Below are 11,604 nucleotides of genomic sequence, written 5' to 3'. Positions count from 1 at the left end.
CTGAATCGCTGCTGATGTGTTCAGAGGTGCCGGCTGGGCACGGGAACGCGGTCGAGGTCCCGGGCGACGGTCAGTTCGCCCTCGAACCCCGCGGCGCGGGCCTGGGCCACGAAGACTGCCGGGTCGTCGTAGCGCTGCGAGAAGTGCGTCAGCACGAGGTGCCGCACGCCCGCGTCCCGGGCCACCCGGGCCGCCTGGCCGGCGGTCAGATGACCGTGGTCGGTGGCGAGCCGTTCGTCCTCGTCGAGGAAGGTCGACTCGATGACCAGCAGGTCGCAGCCCTCGGCGAGCACCTGCACGCCGTCGCAGAGCCTCGTGTCCATGATGAACGCGAACCGCTGGCCGCGCCTGCGCTCGGAGACGTCGTCGAGCGTGACGCCGCCGATGGCGCCCTCGCGCTGGATCCGGCCGACGTCCGGCCCCTTGATGCCGTGCTCGGCCAGTTTCGCGGGCAGCATGCGCCGCCCGTCGGGCTCGACGAGCCGGTAGCCGTACGACTCGACGGGGTGCGAGAGCAGGTGGGTGCTGAGCGTGTACGTGTCGGTGGTGGCGAGCACCCCGTCGGCGGCGACCGGGGCCTCGGCCAGCTCGACGGACTCGCGGTAGGCGGTGGCGTACCGCAGCCGCTCGAAGAAGTGCTGCCCGCTCGCCGGGTAGTGCGCGGTGACCGGGTGCGGGACCTGGTCGAGGTTGATCCGCTGGATCACCCCGGCCAGGCCGAGCGAGTGGTCACCGTGGAAGTGCGTGACGCAGATCCGGTTGATGTCGTGCGCGGCGACACCGGCCCGCAGCATCTGGCGCTGGGTGCCCTCACCGGGGTCGAAGAGGATGCCCTCGCCGTCCCAGCGCAGCAGGTAGCCGTTGTGGTTGCGGTGTCTGGTCGGGACCTGGCTGGCGGTGCCGAGGACCACGAGTTCTCGTACGGACACGGTGTGCGATCGACCGTTCTAGCCGGGGGGCCACTGCAGTCCGCGGCCGCCCAGGACGTGGGCGTGCGCGTGGAAGACGGTCTGGCCGGCGCCGGAGCCGGTGTTGAAGACGACCCGGTAACCGGTGTCCACGATCTTCTCGTCGGCGGCGACGTGTCCGGCCTCGCGCAGTATGTCGGCGGCGATGCCCGGCTCGGCGGCGGCGAGCGCGGCGGCGTCCGGGTGGTGGACGCGGGGGATGACGAGAACGTGGGTGGGGGCCTGCGGGTTGATGTCCCGGAAGGCGACGGTGGTCTCGGTCTCGCGGACGATGGTTGCCGGGATCTCACCCGAGACGATCTTGCAGAACAGGCAGTCGGGCTGCGGTTCTCCCGCCATGGGGTGGCTCCTCGCTAGGTGATGATCGTTGTACGGCATGGTATCGGCCCAGCGATCCAGCCCCTCCGGAACCCGAAATCCAGCCCCTCCGGCGATTGAGGAGCGGGGGTCCGGGGGCAGCGCCCCCGGTTACGGGAAGGGGCGGGGGTCCGGGGGCAGCGCCCCCGGTTACGGGAAGGGGCGGGCAGGGGCAACGGGCCCGCCGCAGGCGCTCCCCACCCGCACCCGCCCCGCTCCCCCTACGCCTCCGGCAGTTCCGGCAGCCCCGGCGCCCGCTTCGCCGGCGTCTCGGCCAGCGACTCCAGCGCGATCCGGATCGCCTCGTCCAACTGCGGATCCCGCCCCGCCGCATAGTCCTGCGGTGTCACCACGACCTCGACATCGGGATCGACCCCGTGGTTCTCCACGCCCCAGCCGTAACCCTCGAACCAGAACGCGAACTTGGGCTGGGTGACCAGAGTCCCGTCCACCAGCCGGTACTTGCTGTCGATGCCGACCACGCCGCCCCAGGTCCGGGTGCCGACGACCGGGCCGATGCGCAGCGCCTTGATCGCGGCGTTCACGATGTCGCCGTCGGAGCCGGAGAATTCGTTGGCCACGGCGACCACCGGGCCGCGCGGCGCGTCCAGCGGGTAGCTGAACGGCTGCCTGCCGCGCGGCAGGTCCCAGCCGATGACACGGCGGGCGAGCTTCTCCACGATCAGCTGCGAGGTGTGGCCGCCGCGGTTCTCCCGTACGTCCACGACCAGCCCCTCGCGGGCCACCTCGACCCGCAGGTCCCGGTGGAGCTGCGCCCAGCCCGCGCCGACCATGTCCGGGACATGGAGGTAGCCGAGGCGGCCGCCGGAGTGCTCGTGCACGTAGGCCCGCCGGTCGGCGACCCAGTCGTGGTAGCGCAGCGCCTCCTCGTCGGCGACCGGTACGACGACGACATGGCGGGCGTTGCCGCCGTCCACCGGCGAGACGGTCAGCTCGACCGGCTTGTCCGCCGAGCCGACGAGCAGCGGTCCGGGCCCGGTCACCGGGTCGACCGGGCGGCCGTCGACGGCGATGATCGCGTCCCCGGCGCGTACCGCCACGCCGGGCGCGGCGAGCGGGGAGCGGGCCTCCGGGTCGGAGGTCTCGGACGGCAGGACCCGGTCGATCCGCCAACTGCCTTCATCCGTACGGGAGATGTCCGCGCCGAGCAGCCCCTGCCGGGTCGATTCGTCGCCCCATCCGCCGGACGGCCGCACATAGGCGTGCGAGGTGCCGAGCTCCCCCTGCACCTCCCAGAGCAGGTCCATCAGGTCGTCGTGGGTGGCGACCCGCTCCAGCACCGGGCGGTAGCGGTCCAGGACCCCGTCCCAGTCGAGGCCGCCCATGTCGGGGCGCCAGTAGTTGTCCCGCATGATGCGCCCGGCCTCGTTGTACATCTGGCGCCATTCGGCGGCCGGTTCGAGGGTCCGCCGGATCCGGGAGAGGTCGACGGTGACGCCGCCGTCGTCGTCATCGGCGGCGACACGGCTGTCGGACGGCACGGCGCGCAGCTTGCCCCGGGTCTGCATGACCACCCGCTTGCCGTCCCCGCTGACCGCGAAGTCCCTGACTCCGGAGGCCAGTTCCTCGCAGCGCAGCTTCTCCAGGTCGTACCGCTCCAGGACCGTCTCGGGCCGCCGGGAGTCGGGGGTGGGCCCGCTGGTGCCGAGCACCCCGGTCACCGGGTGGCTCAGCCACAGCAGCCCGTCCTTCGCGGCATGCAGCGTGGAGTAGTTGGCGGCCTCGACGGGCAGCGGCACGATCCGGTCCGCGAGTCCTTCGAGGTCGATCCTGGTGACGGGGAGCGCGGTCGGGTTGTCCTGGTCGCCCTCGCCGCCGCTCTTCTCGGTCGGGCGGCCGTGGCGCTGCGGCCCGAACGGGGAGGGCGTGGTGGCGGCGAGCGTCAGCAGGTGCGGGCGGCAGGCGCCGATGAACGCCAGGTCGAAGACATGGGCGTCGTAGACCGGGTCGAAGGAGCGCTCGGAGAGGAAGGCCAGGTGCTTGCCGTCGCCGGTGAACGCGGGGGCGAAGTCCCGGAAGCGCAGCGGGGTGGCCTCGGTGACCGAGAGGTCGGCGAGGTGGGCGAGCTTGAGCTGGCTGAGCGGCTCGGGCCCGGGGTGGGACCAGGCGAGCCAGGAGGAGTCGGGCGAGAAGACGAGGCCGGAGGCGTCGCCGTGCTCGCTGCGGTCCACCTCGTGGACCTCGCCGCTCTCCCGCTCGACGATCAGGATCCGCCCGTCGTGCGCGGCGACGGCGAACCGGCTGCCGTCGGGGGCCGGGGCCAGTTCGAGGACCCGGCCGATACGGCCTGCGGCGAGGCGGCGCGGTACGGCGCCGGGGGCGGTTCCGGTGGCGGGTGCGCACTCCAGGGCGTCGTCGCCCTCGGCGTCGGTGACCCAGACGACGTGCTGGTCGCCGTCGGCCTGGAAGGCGCGGGGCAGTCTGGCGCGTACGCCCGGCTCGACGGCGAGCGCGCGGGCCGGGCCCTCGCTGTGGGTGACCCAGTGGACGGCGCCGCGCGTCCCGACGGCGCTGCCGCGGCCGGTGCGGTCCGGGGACGCGGAGTCGAGATGGCTGCCGGCGTGCACGGGGTGCGGCTGGAGGTCGGCGCGCTGCCCGCCGAGCCGGATGTCGATGCGGCGGGGCCCGTCGCCCTCCAGGTCGTCCAGCAGCCAGAGTTCACCGGCCGAGGCGTAGACGACGCGGGTGCCGTCGGTGGACGCGTGGCGGGCGTAGAAGCCCTCGATGCCGGTGTGGCGGCGCAGATCGGAGCCGTCGGGGAGCGAGGAGTAGAGCGCGCCGACGCCTTCGTGGTCGGAGAGGAAGGCGACGCGCCCGCCCACCCACATCGGGCATTCGATGTTCCCGTCGAGGTCGGCGTGGAGCCGTACGAACTCCGCCGGGCCGTCCTCCGGGGACTCCTGCTCGATCCACAGCTTGCCCGCCGTGCCGCCCCGGTAGCGCTTCCAGGCGGCGGCCTCGCGCCCCATGGTGACCGAGAGCAGCAGGACCCGGCCGCCGGGCCCGTACGCGAGCGACCCGACCGGCCCGTACGGCAGGGTCCGGGCGGGTCCGCCGTCGACCGGCACGGCCCTGGCCCAGGTGCGCCGGAACGAGGCCTGCCCCTGGGCGCTGATGACCAGCACCTCGCCCTCGGGCGTCCAGCCGTGCACGGCGGTCCGGGCGTCGCCCCAGTGGGTGAGCCGCTGGGAGGGGCCGCCGTCGGCCGGTGCGATGTGCACCTCGGGGGCCCCGTCCCTGGTGGACGTCCAGGCGACCCGGGTTCCGTCGGGCGATATCCGGGGGCCGGCGACCGGCCGGTTGTCGGCACAGACGCGCCAGGCTCGGCCGCCGTCCAGCGGCGCCAGCCAGACATCGTCCTCGGCGGTGAAGGCGATCGAATCGCCCTGGACATGGGGGTATCGGAGGTAGGCAGACTGCGTCACACCGGTCACCCTAGGTCGCGGTTCCGCTCCGCGTAAGCGGGTTGGCCGGAGTTCGACGGGCCGCCGAGGGGCGGGCCGGATCACTTGCCCATGGGTGTCTCGGTCACCGTCACCGTGACGGTGACCACCGGCCTCAGGCCCTGGCCGCCGCCGGCCGGCGGCGGATTCACCACGGCGGTCGACGGGGCGGCGTCGCAGTTGCCGAGCACATCCGCCCGGAAAACGGCCTTCCCGCCCGTCTTCGCGGTCAGGTCCCCGCGCACGCAGCGCCCGCCGAGCTCCTGGGTCACCTTGCCGGTGAGGGTGATGGGCTCGCCCTGCCCGGTCTTGCCGGTGCAGTCGACGTCCGCGATCCGGCGCGCGGACGCGGAGGGCTGTACGCCCCCGGCCGGGTACCCGTCGACACCGGCGATGCAGTTCAGCCACTGCACGTCGACCCCGTTGCTTTCCAGTGCGCCGGTGCCGACCCGGTCGGTGGTCACGGCGATGGAAGCGGAGTTCAGCCCGCCCTGGGGGTCACAGGCGGCAGCTCCCGCGACCGCCGCGACCACGAGTGCGGACGCGGCCAGAAAGCGCCGTTCTCTTCCCTGACCCCATGCCCTTGATGTCCCCATACGGGCAGCTTCCCACCGTTCGCTCGCGAAGCGGTAGACGGCTTGCGGCCAAAACCGCGAGCGGCTCCGGCGCACGCGACGGGGCGCGCGGCAGGCTCACAACGGGGCGTACTCCGGCCTCACGACGGAGCGCGCAACGGCCTCACGACCAGCGGCCGGTGCGCCCCAGCAGCAGTGCGGTCGCCGCCGTGCCCGCCGTGGAGGTGCGCAGCACGCTCGCGCCGAGCCGGCAGGTCCTGGCACCCGCTACGGCGAACGCCGCCAGCTCCTGCGGCGACACCCCGCCCTCGGGACCCACGACGAGCACGATCTCGCCCTGTTCGGGGAGCGGGACGGTGGCCAGCGGTTCGCTGTCGTGCTCCCGGTCCTCGTGCAGGACGGCGGCGAAGTCCGCCGCGGCCAGCAGCGCGGCGACCTGCTTGGTCGTCATCGCGTCGGCCACCTCGGGGAAGCGCACCCGGCGGGACTGCTTGCCCGCTTCCCGGGCGGTGTTGCGCCATTTCGCGAGGGACTTGAGGCCGCGGTCGCCCTTCCACTGCGTGATGCAGCGCGACGCCTGCCAGGGCACGATCGCGTCGGCCCCGGTCTCCGTCATCGTCTCCACGGCGACCTCGCCGCGGTCGCCCTTGGGCAGGGCCTGGACGACGGTGATGCGGGGAGCGGGCCGGGGCTCCTCCCGGATCCCGGTCAGACCGGTGAGGACGAGCCGGTCCTTGCCCTCGGCGGCCAGGACGACGCCTTCCGTCCAGTGGCCGCGCCCGTCGGTGAGCACGACGTCCTCACCGGCGTGCAGCCGCTTGACCGACACGGCGTGCCGGCCCTCGGGCCCCTCCAGGACGAACTCGGGCCCGCCGGGGACCTGTTCGACGACGAAGACCGGTGCGGTCACTGCGTACTCCTTGTGCTCACTGCCGTCCGTGCGGCGTCCAGTTCTTCGGCGAGCAGCCTGACCAGCCGGCCGGCCGGCAGCTCGCGTGCCATCCGGTGTCCCTGCCCCGCCCACAGGGCCATGCCCTGCGCGTCCCCGGCCTTCGCCGCCGCCTTGCGCAGCCCTGCGGTCAGATAGTGGACCTGCGGGTAGGCGGCGGGGGCGTACGGGCCGTGCTCGCGCATGAACCGGTTGACCAGGCCGCGGGCCGGACGGCCGGAGAACGCCCGGGTCAGGGCGGTCCGTACGAACAGCGGGTTGGTCAGGGCCTGCTTGTGCAGCGGGCTCGCCCCGGACTCGGGGCAGATGAGGAACGCCGTGCCGAGCTGCGCCGCCTCCGCGCCCGCGGCGAGCACCGCGGCGATCTGGGAGCCGCGCATCAGCCCGCCGGTGGCGACGATCGGTATCTGCACGGTCTCGCGGACCTGGGACACCAGTGAGAGCAGCCCGATTCCGGCGCCGTCGGTCTGCGGGTCGTCGCGGTGGGTGGACTGGTGGCCGCCCGCCTCGACGCCCTGGACGCAGACCGCGTCGGCGCCCGCCCACTGGGCGGTCTGGGCCTCCTCGGGCGTGGTGACCGTCACGACGGTGTACGTGCCGACGCCGGCGAACGCGTCGAGGGTGTCGCGGGTCGGGCAGCCGAAGGTGAACGAGACGACCGGGACCGGGTCCTCCAGGAGGATGGCGATCTTGGCTTCGTAGTTGTCGTCGCCGCCGGAGTCCGGATCACCGAGCGGGGTCTCGTACCAGGCGGCCTCGCCCGCGAGCTGGTGCCGGTACACCTCGACGGCGCTCGGGTCGGCGAGCGCCGGCTGCGGCATGAAGAGATTGACGCCGAAGGGCTGACCGGTCAGCCCGCGCAGCTGCTTGATCTCGTTGTACATGCCGTCCGCCGTCTTGTACCCGGCGGCGAGGAAACCGAGCCCGCCCGCCTCACAGACGGCGGCGACGAGCTGCGGACAGGATGCGCCCCCCGCCATCGGGGCCTGCACGATCGGATACCGGCAGAGATCGGTCAACGCGGATGACATGACCGCATCGTGTCACGTCCCGCCCGGCTCGGGGCGCGCGGGACGGGGTCCGCTTTGTACTGAACGCCGGACAAGGTCCGTACGCGAATGCCGGACGGGTTCATACGCGAACACCCGACAGGTCCGTACGCGAACAACGGGCGGGTTCATACGCGAACGCCGGACAGGTTCGTGCGCGGACACCGACAGGCCCGCACGCGAACGCCGGACAGGCCCGCCGAGCGGGTCCGTCCGGCGTCCGGAAACGGTGTGCGGGCCGGTCATCAGCCGCCGTTGGCCGGTCAGCGGCCGTTGAAGGCGTCCTTCAGCCGGGAGAACAGCCCCTGCTGGCCGGGCTGGAACTGGCCGGTGGGCCGCTCCTCGCCGCGCACCTTCGCCAGGTCGCGCAGCAGCCGCTCCTGCTCCGGGTCCAGCTTCGTCGGGGTCATCACCTCGACGTGCACGATCAGGTCGCCGCGCCCGCCGCCCCGCAGATGCGTGATGCCGCGGCCGTGCAGCGGCACCGACTGGCCGGACTGGGTGCCCGGCCGGATGTCGACCTCCTCCAGGCCGTCGAGCGTCTCCAGCGGCACCTTGGTGCCGAGCGCGCCCGCCGTCATGGGGATGGTGACCGTGCAGTGCAGGTCGTCGCCGCGGCGCTGGAACACCGAGTGCGAGAGCTCGTGGATCTCCACGTACAGATCGCCGGCCGGGCCGCCGCCGGGGCCGACCTCGCCCTCGCCCGCGAGCTGGATGCGGGTGCCGTTGTCGACACCGGCGGGGATCTTCACGGTGAGCGTGCGCCGCGAGCGGATGCGGCCGTCGCCGGCGCACTCCGGGCACGGGGTCGGCACGACCGTGCCGAAGCCCTGGCACTGCGGGCAGGGCCGCGAGGTCATGACCTGGCCGAGGAAGGACCGGGTGACCTGGGAGACCTCGCCGCGGCCGCGGCACATGTCACAGGTCTGGGCGGAGGTGCCGGGGGCGGCGCCCTCACCGCTGCACGTCGTACAGACGACGGCCGTGTCGACCTGGATGTCCTTGGTGGTGCCGAACGCCGCCTCGGCGAGATCGATCTCCAGACGGATCATCGCGTCCTGGCCGCGCCGGGTGCGCGAACGGGGTCCGCGCTGCGACGACGTGCCGAAGAACGCGTCCATGATGTCGGAGAAGTTGCCGAAGCCGCCCTGTCCGAATCCGCCCGCGCCACCGCCGCCGGAGGCGGACAGCGGGTCGCCGCCGAGGTCGTAGACCTGCTTCTTCTGCGGGTCCGACAGCACCTCGTAGGCGGCGTTGATCTCCTTGAACCGCTCCTGGGTCTTCGGATCGGGGTTCACATCCGGGTGCAGCTCGCGGGCGAGCCGCCGGAATGCCTTCTTGATCTCGTCCTGAGATGCGTCGCGGCGCACGCCGAGTACGGCGTAGTAGTCCGTGGCCACTTACGACTCCGCCAGGATCTGTCCGACGTAACGTGCCACTGCGCGTACCGCTCCCATCGTTCCGGGGTAGTCCATGCGGGTCGGTCCGACCACGCCGAGTTTGGCGACTGCCTCGTCGCCCGAACCGTAGCCGACCGCGACGACGGACGTGGAGTTGAGCCCCTCGTGGGCGTTCTCGTGCCCGATACGTACGGTCATGCCCGAGTCCTTGGCCTCGCCGAGCAGCTTCAGCAGCACGACCTGCTCCTCCAGTGCCTCCAGCACCGGCCGGATCATCACCGGGAAGTCGTGCCCGAAGCGGGTGAGGTTGGAGGTGCCGCCGATCATCAGCCGCTCCTCCGTCTCCTCGACGAGGGTTTCGAGCAGGGTGGAGAGCACGGTGGACACGGTTCCCCGGTCCTCGCTCTCGAAGGATTCCGGCAGGTCCTGCACCAGCTGCGGGACGTCCGCGAAGCGGCGTCCGACGACCCGGCTGTTGAGCCGGGCCCGCAGATCGGCGAGAGAGGTCTCGCCGAACGGGGCTGGGCAGTCGATCATGCGCTGTTCGACCCGGCCGGTGTCCGTGATGAGCACGAGCATCAGCCGGGCGGGTGCCAGGGAGAGCAGTTCCACGTGCCGCACCGTCGAACGGGTCAGCGAGGGGTACTGCACGATGGCGACCTGCCGGGTCAGCTGCGCGAGCAGCCGTACGGTGCGGCCCACGACGTCGTCGAGGTCGACCGCGCCGTCGAGGAAATTGTGAATGGCGCGACGTTCCGGCGTCGAGAGGGGCTTGACCCCCGCGAGCTTGTCGACGAAGAGCCGGTAGCCCTTGTCCGTCGGGATGCGTCCCGCGCTGGTGTGGGGCTGGGCGATGAAGCCCTCGTCCTCCAGCACCGCCATGTCGTTGCGGACGGTCGCCGGGGAGACCCCCAGCTTGTGCCGCTCGGTGAGCGCCTTGGAGCCGACGGGCTCCTCCGTGCCGACATAGTCCTGGACGATGGCGCGCAGCACTTCGAGTCTGCGTTCGCTGAGCATCGCGCACACCTCCAGCTGTGTTTCCTCGTTGGTTCTCGGGTCGTTCCTGTTTCTCTGCCCAGGAATCCGCCTGGCACTCTGTCAACGCGAGTGCCAGCAACCCCCCGGCCAGTGTACGGCGGCCGAGTGGGGACCTAGCAAGGGCGACCGGCCACGCTACCTCGCGACCTCGCAGGTGGTTTGCGGATAGCGTCACGGTATGGATGCCTCTTGGGAAGAGTTCGGCTGGGAGCGACTCGGTCACGGAGTGGGCCGGAGGCGCCTTCCCGGGTGGGACGCGACGGTCGCACTGGTGGCCGGAACGGACGGAGTGCTCCTCTACGACACCGGATCGACGCTCCGCGAGGGCGCCGAGGTGCGGTCCCAGGCACAGGCCCTGCTCAGCCGGAGGGTGACGCATATCGCACTCAGCCATCCCCATTTCGACCATGTGCTGGGCACCGCCGCGTTCTCCGGCGCCCAGGTGTACGGGGCGGTCGGCATGGCCGAGCTGCTGAAGCACGCGAAGGACGAGCTGCACACCTCGGCCGTGCGCCACGGGGTCGAGGAGCACGACGCGGCGGAGGCCGTCGACGCGCTGGTCGCGCCGCAGCACGAGGTGTGCGGCGAGTGGACGCTCGATCTGGGCGGCGGACGCGAGGTGCTGCTGGCCGACGTGGGCCCCGCGCACAGCGGCCACGACCTGGTGGTGGTCGTCCCCGGCTCCCCCGCGATCGTGCTCTGCGGCGACCTGGTCGAGGAGTCCGGCGAACCGCAGGCGGGCCGGGACGCCTTCCCCGCCCGCTGGCCGGCCTCCCTGGACCGGCTGCTGGCGCTGGGCGGCGAGGACGCGGTGTACGTGCCGGGGCACGGGGCGGTGGTGGACGCGGCGTTCGTACGCGACCAGCGCGAACAACTGGCCATGCGCTTCGGCGTGTCGTGATCCCCGGGGCCAAGTCGTCCTATCGTCGTCCGATGCGCAGCTACCAGCCGGACCTGACCCCGCCGTGGAAGAGGTCCGCCCCCGTTCCCGAGGTCCCCGCCGAAGCCGACCTGGTCGTGGAGGAGGTCGCCACCGGATTCTGCGGCGCGGTGATCCGCTGCGAGAAGACGGCCCAGGGCCCGACGGTGACCCTGGAGGACCGCTTCGGCAAGCACCGGGTGTTCCCGATGGAGCCGCGCGGCTTCCTGCTGGAGGGCCGGGTCGTCACCCTCGTACGCCCCTCGGCCGCCGCTCCGGTGCGCCCCGCGCGGACGGCCTCCGGTTCGGTCGCGGTGCCCGGGGCGCGCGCCAGGGTCGCGCGGGCGGGCCGGATCTATGTGGAGGGCCGGCACGACGCGGAGCTGGTCGAGCGGGTCTGGGGCGACGATCTGCGGATCGAGGGCGTGGTCGTCGAGTACCTGGAGGGCATCGACGACCTTCCCGCCGTCGTGCGGGAGTTCTCCCCCGGCCCGGACGCCAGGCTGGGCGTCCTGGTCGACCACCTGGTCCCCGGCTCCAAGGAGTCCCGGATCGCCGACCAGGTCACGGACGGGAACGTGCTGGTGGTCGGCCACCCCTACATCGACGTGTGGGAGGCGGTGAAGCCGTCCTCCGTGGGCATCGCGGCCTGGCCGGTGGTCCCTCGCGGCCAGGACTGGAAGACGGGCGTGTGCCGTGCGCTCGGCTGGCCGGAGAACACCGGCGCGGCCTGGCAGCACATCCTGTCCAGGGTGCACTCCTACCGCGACCTGGAGCCGTCCCTGCTGGGCTCGGTGGAGCACCTGATCGACTTCGTGACGGCCCCGGCTTCAAGCCCCTCCGGCGGTTGAGGAGCGGGGGTCCGGGGACGGAGCCCCTGGTTGC

Annotated in this window: 10 protein-coding genes; 2 read left to right on the top strand and 8 right to left on the bottom strand. The window is 72.5% G+C overall.

Annotated features, from left to right (window positions below; all coding sequences use genetic code 11):
* Window positions 1-20 precede the first annotated feature (20 nt).
* From ACFYY7_RS01550 to hrcA, 8 genes are all read right to left on the bottom strand, one after another.
* The gene (locus ACFYY7_RS01550) at window positions 21-929 is read right to left on the bottom strand and encodes a ribonuclease Z (protein WP_388655675.1); all 909 of its coding nucleotides are present in this window, start codon (window positions 927-929) and stop codon (window positions 21-23) included.
* A gap of 18 nt (window positions 930-947) precedes the next feature.
* Entirely contained in the window at window positions 948-1,307 is a 360-nt protein-coding gene (locus ACFYY7_RS01545) for a histidine triad nucleotide-binding protein (protein ID WP_388655673.1), read from the bottom strand.
* Between the two features lie 239 nt (window positions 1,308-1,546).
* Entirely contained in the window at window positions 1,547-4,771 is a 3,225-nt protein-coding gene (locus tag ACFYY7_RS01540) for a PDZ domain-containing protein (protein WP_388655671.1), read from the bottom strand.
* Window positions 4,772-4,851: 80 nt separating this feature from the next.
* On the bottom strand, window positions 4,852-5,385 hold the full coding sequence (locus ACFYY7_RS01535) for a hypothetical protein (RefSeq protein WP_388655669.1): 534 nt from the start codon (window positions 5,383-5,385) through the stop codon (window positions 4,852-4,854).
* Between the two features lie 142 nt (window positions 5,386-5,527).
* On the bottom strand, window positions 5,528-6,274 hold the full coding sequence (locus ACFYY7_RS01530; protein WP_388655667.1) for a 16S rRNA (uracil(1498)-N(3))-methyltransferase: 747 nt from the start codon (window positions 6,272-6,274) through the stop codon (window positions 5,528-5,530).
* Entirely contained in the window at window positions 6,271-7,344 is a 1,074-nt protein-coding gene (locus ACFYY7_RS01525) for a nitronate monooxygenase (protein ID WP_388655665.1), read from the bottom strand. Before ACFYY7_RS01525 ends, ACFYY7_RS01530 begins: the two co-directional genes overlap by 4 nt.
* Before the next feature lie 281 nt (window positions 7,345-7,625).
* Window positions 7,626-8,762, bottom strand: coding sequence for a molecular chaperone DnaJ (dnaJ, locus tag ACFYY7_RS01520; protein WP_376417895.1), 1,137 nt, complete (start codon window positions 8,760-8,762; stop codon window positions 7,626-7,628).
* Window positions 8,763-9,779, bottom strand: a complete 1,017-nt coding sequence (gene hrcA, locus ACFYY7_RS01515; protein ID WP_266733116.1) for a heat-inducible transcriptional repressor HrcA — start codon at window positions 9,777-9,779, stop codon at window positions 8,763-8,765.
* A 199-nt stretch (window positions 9,780-9,978) separates the two neighbouring features.
* Here hrcA and ACFYY7_RS01510 point away from each other — a divergent pair, with 199 nt between their 5' ends.
* Both ACFYY7_RS01510 and ACFYY7_RS01505 read left to right on the top strand, forming a co-directional pair.
* Window positions 9,979-10,701, top strand: coding sequence for an MBL fold metallo-hydrolase (locus tag ACFYY7_RS01510; protein WP_388655663.1), 723 nt, complete (start codon window positions 9,979-9,981; stop codon window positions 10,699-10,701).
* A gap of 32 nt (window positions 10,702-10,733) precedes the next feature.
* The gene (locus ACFYY7_RS01505) at window positions 10,734-11,570 is read left to right on the top strand and encodes a DUF3097 domain-containing protein (RefSeq protein ID WP_388655661.1); all 837 of its coding nucleotides are present in this window, start codon (window positions 10,734-10,736) and stop codon (window positions 11,568-11,570) included.
* Window positions 11,571-11,604: the final 34 nt, after the last annotated feature.

Origin of the sequence: Streptomyces sp. NPDC001933 (assembly GCF_042890955.1) — a bacterium.
Classification (GTDB): domain Bacteria; phylum Actinomycetota; class Actinomycetes; order Streptomycetales; family Streptomycetaceae; genus Streptomyces.
The sequence above is the reverse complement of the archived record's forward strand: the minus strand, read 5'-3'. Positions and strand labels throughout refer to the sequence as shown.

Bases quoted from the DNA above. Each gene is read 5' to 3' on its own strand.
- ACFYY7_RS01545 (WP_388655673.1), bottom strand. From the start codon at position 1,307: ATGGCGGGAGAACCGCAGCCCGACTGCCTGTTCTGCAAGATCGTCTCG.
- ACFYY7_RS01535 (WP_388655669.1), bottom strand. From the start codon at position 5,385: ATGGGGACATCAAGGGCATGGGGTCAGGGAAGAGAACGGCGCTTTCTG.
- ACFYY7_RS01525 (WP_388655665.1), bottom strand. From the start codon at position 7,344: ATGTCATCCGCGTTGACCGATCTCTGCCGGTATCCGATCGTGCAGGCC.
- hrcA (WP_266733116.1), bottom strand. From the start codon at position 9,779: ATGCTCAGCGAACGCAGACTCGAAGTGCTGCGCGCCATCGTCCAGGAC.
- ACFYY7_RS01510 (WP_388655663.1), top strand. From the start codon at position 9,979: ATGGATGCCTCTTGGGAAGAGTTCGGCTGGGAGCGACTCGGTCACGGA.
- ACFYY7_RS01505 (WP_388655661.1), top strand. From the start codon at position 10,734: ATGCGCAGCTACCAGCCGGACCTGACCCCGCCGTGGAAGAGGTCCGCC.